The sequence below is a fragment of the Streptomyces sp. NPDC050423 genome (assembly GCF_040655445.1).
In the GTDB taxonomy this organism is placed as follows: domain Bacteria; phylum Actinomycetota; class Actinomycetes; order Streptomycetales; family Streptomycetaceae; genus Streptomyces.
Genome location: NZ_JBFAJY010000023.1, coordinates 39,953 through 56,840, shown reverse-complemented (window position 1 = coordinate 56,840; position 16,888 = coordinate 39,953). Strand labels below are relative to the sequence as shown.

The window sequence follows — 16,888 nt, the reverse complement described above, 5'->3', positions numbered from 1 at the left end:
TCTCGTCTCGCGTCGGCTGTCCATCATCGTTCACCGCGTCACCGGCCCGTCGCCCAGTCGGCGATGCGGGTGAGCAGGGCCTCGTCCGCCGCGTTCTCCGCGTGGCCCATGCCACGCTCCAGCCACAGCTCAGCGGCCCCGTCCGCCGCGTCGGCCAGCATCCGCGGGTGGTCGAGCGGGAAGTACGGGTCCCTGTCGCCGTGCACGATCAGCAGCGGCGCGGGGGCGATCCGCGGGACCGCCTCGACCGGGGAGAGCGGGACCGGGTCCCAGTCGTTGCGGTCGATCCGGGTCCGGAGGCCGTACCGCCCGACGAGCCGGCCGGCGGGACGGGTGACCACCCAGTGCAGGCGACGCATCGGCGCCGTACCCCGGTAGTACCAACGCGCCGGGGCGCTCACGGACACCACCGCATCGGCATACGCCCCCATACGCGCTTCCGTGCGCCCCCTGCGCACCGGAACGGACCGGGCGCCCTCGCCCTCCGCCGCGGGATCCGTATACAGCGCCCCGTGCCGGAGCACCACGGAACCTCCCATGGAGAACCCGACCGTAACGACGCGCCGGTGCCCGAGGGACCGCGCCCAGGCCACCGCGGCAGCCAGGTCCAGCACCTCGCGGTCGCCCACCGTGGACCGTCCGCCGGAGCCGCCGTGCCCCCGGAAGGAGAACGTGATCACGGCCGCACGCTGGGCGAACACCTCCACGGCGCGCCGCACCGCGGGGCGGTCCGCCGAACCGGTGAAACCGTGCGCGACGACGATCGCCGTCCCGGCGTCGCCGGTCTCCGCGCATGCGCCGTCATCCGCCGTACACGGGTCGTACACCGCCTCGATCCGGACCCCGTCATCGGCCCGCAATGCGGTCCGCGACGGCCCGCGCGTGATCAAGGGAACAGGGGAACTCCGAAATCGCCCCTCGGACACAGAACTCATGTGGGCTATTCTGCTGGGAAGAGGATCCGGGCAATGCAGCCCCCGGGTCCTTTTGTGCATTCCACGCGTTGTTACGGAGACGTTTCAACAAGCTCAGCGGCCCTGGGCGCCGGGCCGAACCCGTATATCCCGTATGACGAAACGTCGTACGGCCACAGACGAATAAGCGTACGAAGCAGTGCCGCATACTCCCCCGGGCCCCGCCCGGGAGTGCCCCTCTCGCAGGGAACGAGGAGGACCGACGTAATGGGCGAGCCAACCGTGCACGATCATCGACCGACGACCCAGGCAGGTGGGCGGCGATGAGTTCACTGCTGCTCCTGACGAATGCCCTCCAACCGTCGACGGAGGTGCTCCCCGCCCTCGGCCTCCTGCTCCACAGCGTGCGGGTGGCGCCCGCCGAAGGCCCCGCTCTCGTCGACACCCCGGGTGCCGACGTCATCCTCATCGACGGACGGCGCGACCTGCCCCAGGTCCGCTCGCTCTGTCAGCTGCTGCGGTCCACCGGACCCGGCTGTCCACTCGTCCTCGTCGTCACCGAGGGCGGCCTCGCGGCCGTCACCGCGGACTGGGGGATCGACGACGTACTGCTGGACACGGCGGGTCCCGCCGAGGTCGAGGCGCGGCTGCGGCTGGCCACCGGCCGGCAGCAGATCACCTCCGACGACTCCCCGATGGAGATCCGCAACGGCGATCTCTCGATCGACGAGGCGACGTACAGCGCCAAGCTCAAGGGCCGGGTCCTGGACCTGACCTTCAAGGAATTCGAGCTGATCAAGTATCTGGCGCAGCACCCGGGCCGGGTCTTCACCCGCGCCCAGCTGCTCCAGGAGGTCTGGGGCTACGACTACTTCGGCGGCACACGGACGGTCGACGTACACGTCCGGCGGCTGCGCGCCAAGCTCGGCCCCGAGCACGAGTCGCTCATCGGCACCGTCCGCAACGTGGGCTACCGCTTCGTGGCGCCGGAGAAGGTGGAGCGGGCCGCCGCCGAGGAGGCCAAGGCGGCCGCCGCGAAGGCAGCCGCCGAAACCCTCACCCGTTCGGAGCAGCCGGAGGTAACCGAGGTCTCGGAAGAAGCCCCGGTCCGGCCTGCCACGAGGTAGGTCCATCCGCGTAGACTGCCGCGCGTGGCCAAGGTGACGCGGGACGATGTGGCGAGACTGGCGGGGACGTCGACAGCGGTCGTCAGCTATGTCATCAACAACGGACCCAGGCCGGTTGCCCCGGCCACGCGCGAGCGGGTGCTCGCCGCGATCAAGGAGCTGGGCTACCGGCCGGACCGGGTCGCCCAGGCGATGGCCTCGCGGCGGACCGACCTCATAGGGATGATCGTGCCGGACGCGCGGCAGCCGTTCTTCGCGGAGATGGCGCACGCGGTCGAACAGGCCGCCGCCGAGCGCGGGAAAATGGTGCTCGTCGGCAACTCCGACTACCGCGACGAGCGCGAGGTCCACTATCTGCGGGCCTTCCTCGGTATGCGGGTCTCCGGACTGATCCTGGTCAGCCAGGGCCCCAGCGAGCGGGCCGCCGCCGAGATAGAGGCGTGGGACGCCCGGGTCGTGCTGCTGCACGAGCGGCCCGAGGCGATCGACGACGTCGCGGTCGTCACGGACGATGTCGGCGGCGCCCAGCTCGCCACCCGTCACCTGCTGGAACACGGCAACGAGTACGTGGCGTGCCTCGGCGGCGTGGAGTCGACCCCGGCGGTCGGCGACCCGGTCGCCGACCACATCGAGGGCTGGCGCCGGGCGATGCACGAGTCGGGGCGGTCCACACAGGGCCGGCTCTTCCAGGCCCCGTACAACCGTTACGACGCCTACCTGGTGGCGCTGGAGCTCCTCGCGGGGCCGGACCGTCCCCCGGCGATCTTCTGTGCGACGGACGACCAGGCCATCGGGGTGCTGCGGGCCGCGCGCGAGCTGCGGATCGATGTGCCGGGCGAGCTCGCGGTGGCGGGCTTCGACGACGTGAAGGAAGCCGGACTGACCGATCCGCCGCTCACGACGGTCTTCTCGGACCGCCCGGCGATGGCGCGGGCGGCCGTGGACCTGGTGCTCGACGACTCGCTCCGGGTGTCGGGCTCGCGGCGGGAGCGGCTGAAGCAGTTCCCCTCGGCGCTGGTGGTCCGGCGCTCCTGCGGCTGCGGCGAGCCGCCGACGGCCAGGGTCCAGTCCTGAGTCGCGTATGCCCGATATAAGGACCCGCTCCGGCAGGGTCCTTATATCGGGCATACGAGGTTCTGCCGGGCTTCTCAGAGCGTCCTCACGCTCCTCTCATCTTCGCTGGACACTCTTCTAGACATGACAGAGAGCCAGCGCCCGAGCGGCGAGTACCCGATGTACCCCTCGTACGGCAACGGCGACGCGGCCTACCCGCCGCCGCCGTCATACCAGCCCGCGCAGCCGACGGGCTCGGGCGGCGGCGACCCCGTGTGGCCCGCCCCCGGGCTGCCGCAGCCCGCGCCCGAGCCGCCCGCCTCCCGGCGCCGGGCCCGCCGCCCGGTCGCGCTCCTCGCGGCGGTGGCCATCGCGGCGGCGATCGTCGGCGGCGGCACCGCCACCGTGATCGGGCAGCTCACCGACCACGGCACCAACAGCACCGGCAGCGGCGTCATCCCCGGCACCACTGTCTCGCAGAGCAGCAAGGGCACCGTCTCCGGCGTGGCCGCGGCCCTGTCACCGACGATCGTCGAGATCAGCGCGACCTCGACCGCGGGCCAGTCCACCGGCTCCGGTGTGATCATCACGTCCGACGGCGAGATCGTCACCAACAACCACGTCGTCGCCGGCTCCTCCTCCGTCAAGGTGACGCTCAGCACCGGCAAGACGTACACCGCCGACGTCGTCGGCACCGATCCCGACAAGGACCTCGCGCTGATCAAGCTCCAGGGCGCGAGCGGGCTGAAGACGGCCACCCTCGGCGACTCCTCCAAGATCGCCGTCGGCGACCAGGTCGTCGCGATCGGCTCGCCCGAGGGCCTGACCGGCACCGTCACCAGCGGCATCGTGTCCGCGCTCGACCGGGACGTCACGGTCGCCAAGGAGGGCGACAACAGCCAGGGACAGGGCCAGGGCCAGGGCGGCGGACAGCAGTGGCCGTTCGAGTTCGGCGGGAAGCAGTTCAACGGCGACACCGGCGACTCCACCACCACGTACAAGGCGCTCCAGACCGACGCCTCGCTCAACCCGGGCAACTCCGGTGGCGCGCTGATCAACATGAACGGCGAGATCATCGGCATCAACTCCGCGATGTACTCGGCGAGTTCGTCCGAAAGCTCGGGCAGCTCCGGCGCCGGCAGCGTCGGCCTCGGCTTCGCCATCCCCGTCAACACCCTCAAGGCCGACCTGAACACCCTGCGGGCCGGTGACAGCTCCTGATCCGCGCCACCGCACCCGGGCCGTGCGAGGCTGAGGAACTGGAGGGCAGCGCCGCAGCCCGTACGGACCGAGAAGAGGACGAAGCAGCGATGAGCCCCGCCGAAGACGATCCGCAACGCATCCTGATCGTCGACGACGAGCCCGCCGTGCGCGAGGCCCTGCAACGCAGTCTCGCGTTCGAGGGCTACGGCACCGAGGTCGCCGTCGACGGTCTCGACGCCCTCACCAAGGCGGAGTCGTACGCCCCCGACCTCATCGTCCTCGACATCCAGATGCCGCGGATGGACGGGCTGACCGCAGCCCGCCGCATCCGCGCCACGGGCACCACCACGCCCATCCTGATGCTCACCGCCCGCGACACCGTCGGCGACCGCGTCACCGGACTCGACGCGGGCGCCGACGACTACCTGGTCAAGCCCTTCGAGCTGGACGAGCTGTTCGCCCGGATCAGGGCCCTGCTGCGCCGCAGCTCGTACGCGGCCACGGCGGGCGGCGGCCTTCCCGACAACAACGTGCTGGCCTTCGCCGACCTCCGGATGGACCTCTCCACCCGCGAGGTCAGCCGCGGCACCCGCCGCGTCGAGCTGACCCGCACCGAGTTCACCCTGCTGGAGATGTTCCTCGCGCACCCGCGCCAGGTGCTGACCCGCGAGCAGATCCTCAAGGCGGTCTGGGGCTTCGACTTCGAACCGAGCTCCAACTCCCTGGACGTGTACGTGATGTACCTGCGCCGCAAGACGGAGGCGGGCGGCGAACCGCGCCTCGTCCACACGGTGCGGGGTGTGGGGTACGCGCTGCGGCCCGGCGGGGGCGAGGGGTGACGGGGCCCCTGCACCGGTTCCGCGCCCTGCCGCTCCGCTCCCGGCTCGCGCTGCTGGTCACCGTGGCGGTGGCCGTGGCGGTGGCGGCGGTCGCGGCGGCCTGCTGGTTCGTGACGAAGGCGCAGCTTGAGCAGCAGCGGGACACGACGCTGCGTTCCACGAAGGTCGACAACGAATACCTGGCCGGCCTCTACCAGTACTGCACCCGCACCAGCAAGCTGCAGCCCCAGCCCTACACGGGCTTCACCGTCCAGCTCATCGACGCCCAGGGGACGGCCTGCACCGCCCCGGACTCGTCCGCGCTCCCGGTGACCGCGGCCGACCTCGCGGTCGTCAATCACGCGCGGAGCGGGGCACTTCACTCCGAGGTCGATGCCAACGGGGTGAAGATGCGGGTCTTCACCTACCGGGTGACGGTGACGGTGTCGCGCGGGCCCGGTCTGCCGCGCACCGACCTCGACCTCGGCGTCTCCGTCGCCCGCCCGCTGAGCGAGATCGACAAACCCCTCTCCACCCTGGCCTGGGTCCTCCTCCTCGTCTCCGGCATCGGTGTCGTCGGCGCGGGCGCGGCGGGCCTCTGGGTCGCCCGGTCCGGACTGCGCCCGGTCGACGAGCTCACCGAGGCCGTCGAGCACGTCGCCCGCACCGAGGACCTCACCGTCCGCATCCCGGTCGAGGGCGAGGACGAGATCGCGCGCCTCTCCCGTTCCTTCAACTCGATGACGGCCTCCCTCGCCACCTCCCGCGACCGCCAGGCCCAGCTGATCGCGGACGCGGGCCACGAACTGCGCACCCCCCTCACCTCCCTCCGCACCAACGTGGAGCTGCTCGCCCGCAGCGACGAGACGGGCAGGGCCATCCCGCCGGACGACCGCAAGGCGCTGATGTCCTCGGTCAAGGCCCAGATGACCGAGCTGGCCTCGCTCATCGGAGACCTCCAGGAGCTGGCCCGCCCGGACGCCGCCCAGCCGGGCCCGCTCCAGGTGGTCGCCCTGCACGACATCACCCGCACCGCCCTGCAACGGGCCCGCCTGCGCGGCCCCGAGCTGCTCATCACGGCGGAGCTGGCCCCCTGGTACGTACGCGCCGAACCGGCCGCGCTGGAACGGGCGGTCGTCAACGTCCTGGACAACGCGGTGAAGTTCAGCCCGACGCGCGGCACGATCGACGTGGTCCTGCACCGGGGCGAACTGACGGTCCGCGACCACGGCCCGGGTATCCCCGAGGACGAACTCCCCCACGTCTTCGCACGCTTCTGGCGCTCCCCGTCCGCCCGCCAGCTCCCCGGCTCCGGCCTGGGGCTGTCGATCGTCGCGCGTACGGTCCAGCAGGCAGGCGGCGAGATCGCCCTGCTCCCGGCGGACGACGGCGACGGCACGGTGGCGACGATCCGCCTGCCGGGGGCGCCGCAGCCGCCGCCGGACGCGCCGCTGGGGTGAGGGGGCGGGGATTCAGAGGCGACGCCGGAACTCCGCTGCGAACTGCGGAGTTCCTCCGGCAGCCAGGCGGTCCAGCAGCCCATGCACATCGCGCGGTTCGCGCCGGTAGCTCTGCGCCCGAGTCCGCAGTACCGCGAACACGTCCACCGGAGTGAGGTCGAGCAGGTCCAGCAGGAAGTCGTCCGGCCCGAGCACCTCGATCTCGTACGGCTCCGCCGTGCCTGCCGGAAAATCCCGCACATTCAGCGTGACTACCGCGTGCGCCTGCGCCCGGACTGCCGCCGCCGGCACATGCCGGTCCTTCGGATCGTTCGTCATCGCTGATACGAGCTTCGCGTAGTCCGTGACGAGACTGTCGGGAAAAGCCCCTGCCATCGCCTCGACCAGCCCCTTGGCCCTACCCGCAGATACCTTCTCGGCGACATTCCGCCTCAGTTCCTCCAAGATGTCAGCCGACCGGAGCGGCTCGTACAGCCCCGCCTCCGCCAGCTTCAGCAGGGTGTCCCTGAGGTAGTTGGGAAAGAGAACGCAGGTGCCGACACCTACCGCGTGGTTCCCCTCGGCCGCGCGCCGCGCGGGACCGGCTCACGCATCCTTATGGGTGCACGCCACAGCGGGAGCGGTGCCGACCGCGTCCCCGAGTAGAGGCAGCCGGGTCCTGCCGCCGACGTGGACGACCACCTGGGGACGAACGGTCCACTCGATCCACGTACCGCGATGGCTGAGCGAGAATCCGCAGGGGTCCCCACGATGCAGGGCCCCGAGAGCACCGATGCAGCCTCCGCCGTCGACCCAGCTCAGAGCCCGGTGCCGCTCCAGGGGCGGCAGCTCGGGAGCCAGTGAGCGGACGTCCACCCGGATCTGCCGGATCGCGTCCGCCGGCCTCGGGGTGGACGAGCGGCGGACCTCCGCGATCTCGTCCGCCTCTATCGTCCGGAACGTGACCCGCTCGCACCAGAACGCTTGCGCGATGGGGTTATCGGGTTCGGAATCACTCACCACGTCGCCTCCTGAGGCTCACCCAAGGGACCTCCTTGCCCGCAACCGGCGTGACGAGCGGCGGGCAAGGAGACCCGTCGGGAACCCCAATCCGCGCAGAGACCAGGGGTGTTGACCGCCACCGGGTCAGCCCGTGGCGCCACGTCACGAAGCTAGTGCGTGATACAGATCCGTATCAAGCATTTGACTTCTAACGAGTGAGACGAACAACCCGCCACACGCAGCAGGCAGCAGAACGGGTGGCCCCCACCCTGCGCCGGTGGGGGCCACCCGAGACGGACGAGACGCGGTCAGCTATGCCAGGTCATCGAACTCGCCGGCCTTCGCGCCACTCAGGAACGCCTGGAGCTTCACGCGGGTCGTACGGACGACCACGTCCGGGTTGTCGCTTTCCCGTATGAGGATCTCCCCTCCGCTCTCAGCGAGTTCCAAGCAGTTGTCGCCGTCGGCATCGGCAGACTTGGACGACTTTCGCCACTGAATATCCATGGTCCTCACGCCTTCATACTTGCTCTGCGACTTCCTTGATGAAGTCTCTTGAACTCTGCGGATCGAGCGATCGGCCTTCCGTCCGGTCAAGCACCGCGCGGAAGGTCAGAAGACGCGCCTCGGCATCCACGAAGCCGGAGCCACTCGGCGTGTCCGTCTGCACCGTGTCGAGCTGCGCGACCGGACCGTAGACATAGTGGGTGGAACTCCCGGAGTTCGGGAAGCCACCCGCCGAGAACGGGATCACTCGCACCGTGACATTGTCCCGCTCCGACTCCTTCAACAGGTGGTCGAGCTGGCCGGCCGCAACCTTGCGCCCTCCGTACTGCATCCGCAGTGCCGCCTCATGGATCAGGAAGACACACATGGGCGGAACCGGACGGTCCAGAACATCCCGCCGCCTGAGTCGGTGCGACAGCCTCCGCCGCAAACCGACCGGGGTCGGCGCGGGCAGCGCTTCCGCGTAGACAGCACGTGCGTAGTCCTCGGTCTGGAGCAACCCGGGCATATGCATGATCTGCACGGAGCGGAACCCGGTCGCATGGTGCTCCAGTTCTGCCAGGTCGAGCGCGCTCACCGAGAGTTCACCGCGATAGTCCTCCCACCACCCCTTTATCCGCTCCTCGGCCATACCGACCAGCGCGTCGATATAGGCGGCGTCGGGGCAGGCATAGGCGGCGGCCCACGTGCGCACGCGCGTGCCGCTCACTCCGAACCTCCCCGACTCGGTGTTGCTGATCGTGGTGCGGTCCGTACCCAACAGGGCAGCGGCTTCGGTCGGCAGCAAACCGGCCCGCTCGCGCATCTTGCGCAGCTCCGCACCCAGTCGGCACTGCCGCGCGGTAGGGGGCTTCCTCGGTGGCATCAGCCTCTCCTCTTGTCGAATCCCAGTGTGTCCGCATCCCTCGAAGGGGTCTATTTCTTGCCTTAGTTATGAGTAGTTCCACAACACTTGATACACATCACTACGGTAGTACCCACACCGATCGGCACGCAGGGAAAGCCGAACTTCGGCCGTACTGAGCTGCGTTGCCCCGCACGGCGCCTACCGCCGTTCAACGAGCGACACACCCGTTCAGACCGCAGCGCGTTGGGAGAACTACATGAGTCACGCCACTACAACTCCCCGGCCCAGCCGTCCGCTCGGCGGCGAGACCTACCGGCTCACCCTGCCGAACACCGCCAGCGCGGCCAAACTCGCGCGGGACTTCGTCACCTCACTGCTGGGCGTCAGCGGACACCACGACCTGGTCGGGGACGCGCAGCTCTGCGTCACCGAAGTGGTCACCAACGCCCACCGCCACACCCGGACGCCCCTGATCCGCGTCCACGTGGCTGTCAACCGCAAACGGGTCACCGTCGCCGTCGCGGACGACGGGCCCGCCGCCCCGCCGCTCCTGCGCGCACTGCGCGCGGGACCCGAACAGGAGGGCGGGCGGGGGCTCATGATCGTGGACAGCCTCGCCCTCGCCTGGGGAGCGAACACCGCAGGCGAGCACCACCCCGGCCGCAAGGTCGTCTGGTTCACGCTCGGGCGGCCCGTCCCGGGCGACGGCAGGGCGTAACTCCCCGGCACCCACCACAAGCGGGGCCGGCAGGCCATCCGGCCCGCCGTCCCCGGTCTGCGCCTACCCCGACGGACCGTAATGCGCCCCACCACCGGCGCGGCCTCACGCTGCGCTCCTTCGCCATGCCCGGTTCCGGCCTGGGCCCCTGTTCCCCGCGCCATGCAAGAGGTCGATTCGACGCCTGCTCGGCACAGTCAGCCACGGGCGTGGCTGACTGCCGTGACGTGGCTGGCCGGCGCCGGTCTGCATCCGCGCGCGACGGAAACGACGCTGACCGTGGCCCGGGACCTGGCGGCCAGGATGGACTACCGGCTGGGCTTCGTCCTGTACGACCTCGAAGGCACGGCCGCCCGATGCGGAGTGTCGACGGCGACGGTGAAGCGTCACGTCCGGGTGCTGCGGGAACTGGGCGCACTGGCGTGGCACCGGCACGGCTCGAAGAGAAACCTTCGACTCCCGGGCCGCCCGTACACGGCAACCGCGACGATCTACGCGGCGACGATCCCGGCCGCGTACGACGAGGCGATGGGGCACCGGCTCGACGGTGCCGGGTACCGGGCCCGGATGGCCGGAGTGACGGACAGGGGGCGGGCGCTCGCGACGAAGGCCGCCGTCCGGCCGAATCCACGCCCTGTCGGCAACGGGCGTACTCGCAGGCGAGGTTGTGCACCGCCTGCACCCCATTCTCCTGGGCGGCACCACGACGTACCGACCTCTGATCTGGACGGGGGCTTCAACTACCTCGCGCACGTGCGCGCCGCGCGCGAGAGCCACAGCGCACAACAGGGCAGGAGGCAGTGGGAGTTCGCCGCGCCGGAACCCGTGGCAGGTGGCCCGTGACGTCCGCATCGCGCGGCACGTACGCCCGCTCGTCGGCTGGACCCAGCCGGAGGGGCTTCGCCGTCTGGCCTTCGCACTGCGCCCGCTGATCGACCGGGGCCTGGAGGCCCACGACATCGCCGCCGAACTCATCGGGATGGCCGTCGGATGGCGCCCCGCACGACCGGCCGCGTACATCGCCGCCGCTCTCGCCCGGGACCGGACCGCCGCACCGGCCCCCACGGCGGACGCCGAACTCGCGGCCGACCCCGCCACCCACCCGGAGTGGCAGCAGTGGCTGAACAGCAGGCGGCCGGACACCCCGCCGCGTACGGACGACGACCGCCGCCACGCCCGGCTCTACGCGTGGGACCGGTGGTACGAAGTGGCTGCCCACTACGACGACGATCCCGACGACGCCCTGGACCTCTACGGAACCCGGCTCTGCGCCTACGCCGTCAAACGGGCCGTACGGGCCACCGGCTCCCCGTCGTGACCCGGAACGGCGGCTCAGGCCCCCGGGTTGTGCCGGATCAGCGACTCCACCAGCCCGGACCGGGTCGCCGGGAAGTCCAGTGGGACGATGCCGAGACCGGTCCAGCCGGCCGTCCCCGAGCCGTCGAGAAACGACTGGACCTGCGGGTTGAGCCGGTCCGCGTTCCCGCGGGGCGGCAGCAGGGCGGCGGTCGAGACGTAGTTCATGAAGAGCTTGCCCGGCTGCTCGGCCGCCTTGCGGAACTGGGCCTCGATCTTGGGGTACTTGGCGAACGGCTCCGCCATGTAGTCGTCCTGGATGTCGAAGAGCCCCGGGTCGGCGTAACGCACCCCGGGCAGACCTCCGTTGTCGGCAAGCAGCACGACCTTGCCGCGCGCCTCACCCAGCGAGGGCAGCGCCGGATCGATGTGGAACAGCGGCCGCCAGCCTCTGACGTCGAGGTAGTCGTCGAAGACCGCCCGGAACGCCGCGTCGCTCTCCTCCGAGTACTCCTGCTTGACCCGCATCAGCACCGTCTCCGTGGGGTGCGCCGCCAGGAAGTCCCAGCAGGCGCCCAGGACATCGCCGAACATCAGGTTCTGGTACGAGGCTCCGTGGTGGATCGCGAAGGAGCCACCCGTGATCCGGCACCGTACGTCGAGGAAACGCAGCCCGCTGTTCAGCTGCTCCGCGATCGTGGTGTTCTGGCACTCGGTCCAGGGTCCGCCGTAGCGGGCGCCCGAGTCGTGCGAGCCGGGGATGGTGAGCCGCTGCAACGCGGTGCCGTCCGCGATGCCGCTCATCCAGTCCTGGGTGGTGAGGGCCTGGCGGGACGAGGCATGGGCGGGGGCCGCGCCCAGGAGGGCGGTGGCGGATACGGCCAGTGCGCCGGCCAGGAAGTTCCGGCGGTTGGCTGTGTACGGGCTCATGCGGGGACGCCTCCGGATGCCGTGGGGAGCAAGCCCTCGGATTATGTCGGGTGCACGTCATTGTCGGAACAGCGCATCGCCACGGACTCAGGCCGACCCCGTGAGCAGATCCAGCCCCAGTGGGGTGCAGGAGTGCCAGACCGCCTTGCCCTCGCGCTGGGTGACGATGAGCCGGGCGTCCCGGAGCGCCTTCGCGTGTTCGGAGGCCGACGACTTGCTGATGTCCAGTTCCCGGGCGATGTCCGTGGTCGTGAGCTGTTGGGTGAGCAGGCCGAGAGCCGCGGCCCTGGTCCGTCCCAGCAGGGCGCTCAGCGGCTGGTCCGCGCCGTCGCGTGCGCCCAGCAGCGGCAGCGGTGTCAGCGCCGGGTAGATGAAGACGCTCGGGGCGTCGTCGTGCACGGCCATCACGGGCGGGCCGTCCCACACGGCGGACGGCAGCAGTACCAGGCCGTGCCCGGTCAGGTTGACCTCGGCTTCCTTCGCGCAGTCGAGGACCAGGGTCGTCCCCTGCCAGCGGCCACCGGGGACGAGACCGGCCAGCGTCGCGCGCATCCCGTGTTCGGCGAGCTGGCGGGTGCGCCAGGCGCGCTCGGCGTCGAAGCCCGACCGGATGCGATTCCAGGACGGTCCCACGAGGCCCGTGTACGCCGACCTGAGCGACTGCTCCAGCTCCTGCCAGGCCGCCGCGTCCCGGTCCGCCAGCCCGCGAAGCCACGGGGTGACCGGACGGCTCGTCCGGCACACCCGGTCCAGTTCGCCGCGGACGGCGTCCGTGGGGGCCGACAGGACCGTGTCCAGGCCGTCCTCCAGTCCCCGGCTCAACGGGTCCAGGAACATCGGCCCCGTCGCCGTCGGCGGCACCAGCTCCAGCAGCCTGCGCGCCTCACGCGGAAAGCCCGCCCGGACCGTGCGGTGCCACCGCCCGAAGACCGGTGAGACCTCCCGCTGAGCCATCGCGGCCACGAGGACCAGCTCCATCAGCGGCGCGGGCCCGGTCGCGAACGTCACCCCCAGCAGGTCCTCGGGCGTGAATCGCACCCTGAGCATCCGTCCCCCTCGCTCCGGCGCCGGGCCTCCCCCGGCGGCGCCCCACGGTTCGGCCAGAACCGAACAGATCGCCGTCCTGCGGCCCGGTCCCGACCATGGGACACGCAAGCCATTCGAGGGTGGCACCGGCCCTCCTCGGGCGGAAGCACCAATTCGGCCTCGTGCGGACCGCTCGCACCGGGCCGGGGCCGGGCCGACGGGGGTGGGCTCCCGCAGCCGTTCAGGCGGCTGCGGGAGCCGAGTGCCCGGCAGTCCCATCCGCGCACACGAGAATCGCAGGAGTCACAGATGAACCTGTTACGAACCGTCTCCCTCAAGCGGACGGCCCTGGCCGCCACCGCCATGGCCGCGGTCGGCGCCGTCACGCTCGGGCTCGCGCCCGCGGCCGGTGCGACCTCGACGAACATCGACACCTGGTCGTCGTTCTGGCAGCCCTGCGGCACCTACCTGTGCCTCTACTACAGCCCCAACCTCACCAACGCGAGCTGGACGCCGACCCGGACCTCCGACAAGGACCTGGCCGGCAACAAGTTCGCCAACCACGGCACCGGTACGGCCGGCGCCGGGCAGGTGGTGCGCAACAACGCCGCTTCGATGGGCAACAACACCACCAACTGCCACGTCGCCGTCTTCTACTCCCCCGGCTGGAAGGGCGACGCCAACTGGCTGCACGCCGGGTATGCGGGGAACCTGAACGGCGATCTGCGCAACAACAACGCCTCGATCCGCGTGGACAGCTGCACCTGAGCCCACTGCGCACAGCCGCTCCGCACGTCCCGGGCACCGCGAACAGCGCGGGACGTGCGGAGCCCGCTCTGCGGCCGGAAGAGCCCCCTCATCCAGGAGTTGATCGTGGCAGCACCAGGCGTGAACACGGAACGGGCCGCGTCACGGAGCCGTGCGGCATGGCTCGCCGCACTGTCCGCCGCCGCGCTCGCCGCCTCGCTCCTCGTCTCCGGCTGCGGCGGCGGAGCGCCGGGTACCTCGGCCACCCGACCGCCCGTCGCCACGCCCACACCGACCACCACGGTGGACCTCCGGCTGCCGCTGAACGCGTACCTGCCGACACCCGAGGAGCAGGCCACCGGCGAGTACCTCATCTACCGTGTGGAACAGCACTGCATGCGCGGCTACGGCTTCCGACACCTGCCCCACCTGTCGTCGGACTACATCGGCACCACGGTCGCGACCTGGCGCGAGTACGAGTCCCGCCGCTACGGAATCAGCGAGCGCACCATCGCCGCACGGCGCGGATACCACCTCGGCGAAGCGACCGCCGAAACTCGTGCTCCACAGGCCGCCACCACTCTTTCGGTCCCGGAACGCAGAGTGCTGTCGGGCCAGGAACCCAACGGGCAGAAGCTCACAACACCCGTGCGGAACAAGGACGTCCCCGACGGCGGATGTGCCGGGCTGGCCGATCGCACCGTCCACGGGGACCGGACGGCAGAGGTCCAGCGGGGCTACGACCTGGTCGCCCGACTGCGCGGTGAGGCGTTCGACCGCTCGCGCTCCGACCCCCGCGTCGCGGCGGTGAACCGCAGGTGGTCCTCCTGTATGCGGGGCAAGGGACTCACCTACCGCGACCCCGACGCGGCGATCGAGGACGCGCGCTGGGACCTGCTGAGCGCCGGGCCGAGCCCTGCGGAGGTCGCCGTCGCCACGGCCGACATCTCCTGCAAACTGCGGACCAACGTGCTGGGGGTGAACTTCGCCGTCGAGACGGGCTACGAGAACGCCGCCATCGACGCACACGCGCGGGAGCTGGCGAAGACCCGTGACCACAAGGCCTCCGAGGCCGAACGGCTCCCCGGCCTGATGCGCAAGTACGACCGGGCCCCGCAGCCCTCGTGAGAGGAGCCCGCCCCCACGCGTTCCGGGACGGGGCGGCCCGGATGTACGCACGCGAAGGGGCGGTGGACCGGAAGGCCCACCGCCCCTTCGCGTGCGTACTCGCTACTGAACGACCGTGATCCGGTCAGTCGCCGGCGGCGCCAGCGGCGCGGCGGCCGTGGAGTGCGCGACCAGGTAGTCGTTGAACAGGTCCAGGTCGGAGGCGCCGACCAGCTTGTTGGTGCCCGCACCGAGCGCCGCGAAGCCGTCGCCGCCGCCCGCCAGGAACTCGTTCATCGCGACGCGGTACGTCTTGGCGGGGTCGATTGCCTCGCCGTTCAGCAGAATCGTGTCGGCGACCACCCGGTCGGCGCCCGACTTCGTCATGTCCAGCGTGTACGTGAGGCCCTTCGACACCTGAAGGATCTTCGGGCTGGCCTCGTTCGAGCCGCTGACCTGCTGCTGGAGCGCGGTGACGAGCTGCGCGCCGGTCAGGTCGAGGACGTTCATCATGTTGGTGAACGGCTGCACGGTGAACGACTCGCCGTACGTCACCACGCCGTCGCCCTCGCTGCCCGACGCCTTGTACACCAGGTCGGCACGGATGCCGCCCGGGTTCATGAAGGCGACGACCGCCCCGCCCTTGTCCGCCGGCGCGAGGCCCTCCAGCTGCGCGTCCGCGATCAGGTTGCCGAGCGGCTTCTCCGGGGCCGTGGAGCCGCGGCCGTTGATGTCGGCCGAGATGTAGCCCTGCGGCCGGTTCGCGATCGGCGCCGCGAGGGTGTTCCAGCGCGCGATGAGGGCCGTCATGTCGTTGGCCGGGGCCTGGTCCCTGTCGACGATGTGGTTCGCCGAGACCGGGTTCGCGGGCTTGGGCTGCGGGTGGTGCTTCGACCCCTTCGACGCCTTCGACGCACCTGAGCCCTTCACCGCCGTGCGCACGATGTCCTTGGTGCGGCGGTCGTAGGTGAGCGTCGTGTCCGTGTACAGCTTGCCGAACGACGAGGCCGAGGTGACCAGGCGCGGGTTGCCCGCCGGGTCGGGGATGGTGCACACGTACGCCTGGTGGGTGTGGCCCGTCACCAGCGCGTCGACCTTCGGCGAGATGCCCTTGGCGATGTCGGTGATCGGCCCGGAGATGCCGTCACCTGCACCCGGGCTGTCGCAGTCGTAGTTGTACGACGACGAGGCGGGTGCGCCGCCCTCGTGGATCAGGGCGACGATGGACTTGACGCCCTGCCGGTCCAGTTCCTTGGCGTACTTGTTGACCGTCTCGATCTCGTCGTGGAACTTCAGGCCCTTGACGCCGTTGGCCGTGACGATGTTCGGCGTGCCCTCCAGGGTCACCCCGATGAAGCCGATCTTGACGCCGTTCTTCTTCCACACCGTGTACGGCTTGAGGATCGGCTTGCCGGTCTTCTCGCTCGTCACATTGGCGGCGAGGTACGGGAAGTCGGCACCCTTGAACTTCTTGCCCTTCTCGTAGCACCCCTCGACCGGGTGGCAGCCGCCGTTCTGGAGACGGGCCAGCTCCGTGGCACCCTCGTCGAACTCGTGGTTGCCGACGCTCGTCACGTCGAGGTCGATCTTGTTGAGCGCCTCGATGGTCGGCTCGTCGTGGAAGAGCCCCGACAGCAGCGGGCTCGCGCCGACCATGTCGCCGCCGGCCGCGGTGATCGAGTACGGGTGGCCCTTGCGCGCGGTACGCAGCGAGGAGGCGAGGTACTCCACCCCTCCGGCCGGAACAGCCTTGGTCGTGCCGTCGGCCAGCGTCTCGTTGACCGTGCCGGCCGAGCCGGCCGGCGGCTCCAGGTTGCCGTGCAGGTCGTTGAAGGACAGCAGTTGCACATCGACGGTGCCGGCCGGCTTGTGGTGCCCGTGGTCCTTGCCGTGTCCGTGGCCGCGCTCCTGCGCCCCGGCCGGCATGGCCGCGACGAGCGCTCCGACGGTGGCAAGGCCGGCTGCGGCGGCGAGCACCCGCCGGGACGCGCGGTTCTTCTGCGGTGTCGCTGACATCGGTCCCCTTGTGAGTTCAGCGGGAGGTTTGAGAGTGGTGACGAGTCTGGAGCCTGCGTGCCGCAGCCTAGAGTCAACGCGCGTAGCGCGACAGGTGTCCGGGGTTACGAACTGGTTGCCGACTGAGCAGAACCGGAC

18 protein-coding genes are annotated in these 16,888 nt (G+C 70.6%); 10 read left to right on the top strand and 8 right to left on the bottom strand.

Annotated elements, in window-relative coordinates; all coding sequences use genetic code 11:
* Positions 1-38 precede the first annotated feature (38 nt).
* Positions 39-935 (bottom strand): alpha/beta hydrolase, encoded by an 897-nt coding sequence (locus tag AB0I52_RS18610; RefSeq protein ID WP_363073839.1) that lies wholly within the window; start codon positions 933-935, stop codon positions 39-41.
* A gap of 302 nt (positions 936-1,237) precedes the next feature.
* Between AB0I52_RS18610 and AB0I52_RS18605 the strand changes: the two genes are divergently transcribed.
* The 5 genes from AB0I52_RS18605 (at position 1,238) to AB0I52_RS18585 (ending at position 6,575) form a co-directional block, all read left to right on the top strand.
* On the top strand, positions 1,238-2,041 hold the full coding sequence (locus AB0I52_RS18605; protein WP_363073837.1) for a response regulator transcription factor: 804 nt from the start codon (positions 1,238-1,240) through the stop codon (positions 2,039-2,041).
* 24 nt (positions 2,042-2,065) lie between these two features.
* Positions 2,066-3,115: a LacI family DNA-binding transcriptional regulator gene (locus AB0I52_RS18600; protein ID WP_363073835.1), complete on the top strand. Its 1,050-nt coding sequence runs from the start codon at positions 2,066-2,068 to the stop codon at positions 3,113-3,115.
* Between the two features lie 123 nt (positions 3,116-3,238).
* A complete protein-coding gene (locus tag AB0I52_RS18595) occupies positions 3,239-4,315 on the top strand; it encodes a trypsin-like peptidase domain-containing protein (protein ID WP_363073833.1) in 1,077 nt (358 codons plus the stop codon).
* 89 nt (positions 4,316-4,404) lie between these two features.
* Complete coding sequence (locus AB0I52_RS18590; protein ID WP_363073831.1) at positions 4,405-5,136, top strand: response regulator transcription factor; 732 nt, start codon at positions 4,405-4,407, stop codon at positions 5,134-5,136.
* Complete coding sequence (locus tag AB0I52_RS18585) at positions 5,133-6,575, top strand: HAMP domain-containing sensor histidine kinase (RefSeq protein ID WP_363073829.1); 1,443 nt, start codon at positions 5,133-5,135, stop codon at positions 6,573-6,575. The genes AB0I52_RS18590 and AB0I52_RS18585 overlap by 4 nt, the downstream gene beginning before the upstream one ends.
* A 12-nt stretch (positions 6,576-6,587) precedes the next feature.
* Here AB0I52_RS18585 and AB0I52_RS18580 read toward each other — a convergent pair whose 3' ends face one another.
* From AB0I52_RS18580 to AB0I52_RS18565, 4 genes are all read right to left on the bottom strand, one after another.
* The gene (locus AB0I52_RS18580) at positions 6,588-7,073 is read right to left on the bottom strand and encodes a PIN domain-containing protein (protein WP_363073933.1); all 486 of its coding nucleotides are present in this window, start codon (positions 7,071-7,073) and stop codon (positions 6,588-6,590) included.
* Positions 7,074-7,160: 87 nt separating this feature from the next.
* Entirely contained in the window at positions 7,161-7,574 is a 414-nt protein-coding gene (locus AB0I52_RS18575) for a hypothetical protein (protein ID WP_363073827.1), read from the bottom strand.
* Between the two features lie 294 nt (positions 7,575-7,868).
* Positions 7,869-8,063: a DUF397 domain-containing protein gene (locus tag AB0I52_RS18570; protein ID WP_363073825.1), complete on the bottom strand. Its 195-nt coding sequence runs from the start codon at positions 8,061-8,063 to the stop codon at positions 7,869-7,871.
* A gap of 13 nt (positions 8,064-8,076) precedes the next feature.
* The gene (locus AB0I52_RS18565; protein ID WP_363073823.1) at positions 8,077-8,928 is read right to left on the bottom strand and encodes a helix-turn-helix transcriptional regulator; all 852 of its coding nucleotides are present in this window, start codon (positions 8,926-8,928) and stop codon (positions 8,077-8,079) included.
* 238 nt (positions 8,929-9,166) lie between these two features.
* Between AB0I52_RS18565 and AB0I52_RS18560 the strand changes: the two genes are divergently transcribed.
* The 3 genes from AB0I52_RS18560 to AB0I52_RS18550 all read left to right on the top strand — a co-directional run bounded on the left by AB0I52_RS18560 (position 9,167) and on the right by AB0I52_RS18550 (position 10,946).
* Positions 9,167-9,628 (top strand): ATP-binding protein, encoded by a 462-nt coding sequence (locus tag AB0I52_RS18560; protein WP_363073821.1) that lies wholly within the window; start codon positions 9,167-9,169, stop codon positions 9,626-9,628.
* Between the two features lie 222 nt (positions 9,629-9,850).
* Positions 9,851-10,471 carry a hypothetical protein gene (locus AB0I52_RS18555; protein WP_363073819.1) on the top strand — a complete coding sequence of 207 codons (621 nt, stop codon included), beginning with the start codon at positions 9,851-9,853 and terminating at the stop codon, positions 10,469-10,471.
* Positions 10,461-10,946 (top strand): hypothetical protein, encoded by a 486-nt coding sequence (locus tag AB0I52_RS18550; RefSeq protein ID WP_363073817.1) that lies wholly within the window; start codon positions 10,461-10,463, stop codon positions 10,944-10,946. Before AB0I52_RS18555 ends, AB0I52_RS18550 begins: the two co-directional genes overlap by 11 nt.
* Positions 10,947-10,960: 14 nt before the next feature.
* Here AB0I52_RS18550 and AB0I52_RS18545 read toward each other — a convergent pair whose 3' ends face one another.
* Both AB0I52_RS18545 and AB0I52_RS18540 read right to left on the bottom strand, forming a co-directional pair.
* Positions 10,961-11,854, bottom strand: a complete 894-nt coding sequence (locus AB0I52_RS18545) for a phosphatidylinositol-specific phospholipase C (protein WP_363073815.1) — start codon at positions 11,852-11,854, stop codon at positions 10,961-10,963.
* A gap of 87 nt (positions 11,855-11,941) precedes the next feature.
* On the bottom strand, positions 11,942-12,892 hold the full coding sequence (locus AB0I52_RS18540; protein WP_363073813.1) for a winged helix-turn-helix domain-containing protein: 951 nt from the start codon (positions 12,890-12,892) through the stop codon (positions 11,942-11,944).
* 297 nt (positions 12,893-13,189) lie between these two features.
* Here AB0I52_RS18540 and AB0I52_RS18535 point away from each other — a divergent pair, with 297 nt between their 5' ends.
* Together AB0I52_RS18535 and AB0I52_RS18530 are read left to right on the top strand one after the other, a co-directional pair.
* Positions 13,190-13,648, top strand: coding sequence for a hypothetical protein (locus AB0I52_RS18535; RefSeq protein ID WP_363073811.1), 459 nt, complete (start codon positions 13,190-13,192; stop codon positions 13,646-13,648).
* 105 nt (positions 13,649-13,753) lie between these two features.
* Complete coding sequence (locus AB0I52_RS18530) at positions 13,754-14,755, top strand: hypothetical protein (protein ID WP_363073809.1); 1,002 nt, start codon at positions 13,754-13,756, stop codon at positions 14,753-14,755.
* Between the two features lie 102 nt (positions 14,756-14,857).
* On the opposite strand, the gene AB0I52_RS18525 is transcribed toward AB0I52_RS18530, so the two are convergent.
* Positions 14,858-16,750 (bottom strand): 5'-nucleotidase C-terminal domain-containing protein, encoded by a 1,893-nt coding sequence (locus AB0I52_RS18525; RefSeq protein WP_363073807.1) that lies wholly within the window; start codon positions 16,748-16,750, stop codon positions 14,858-14,860.
* Positions 16,751-16,888: the final 138 nt, after the last annotated feature.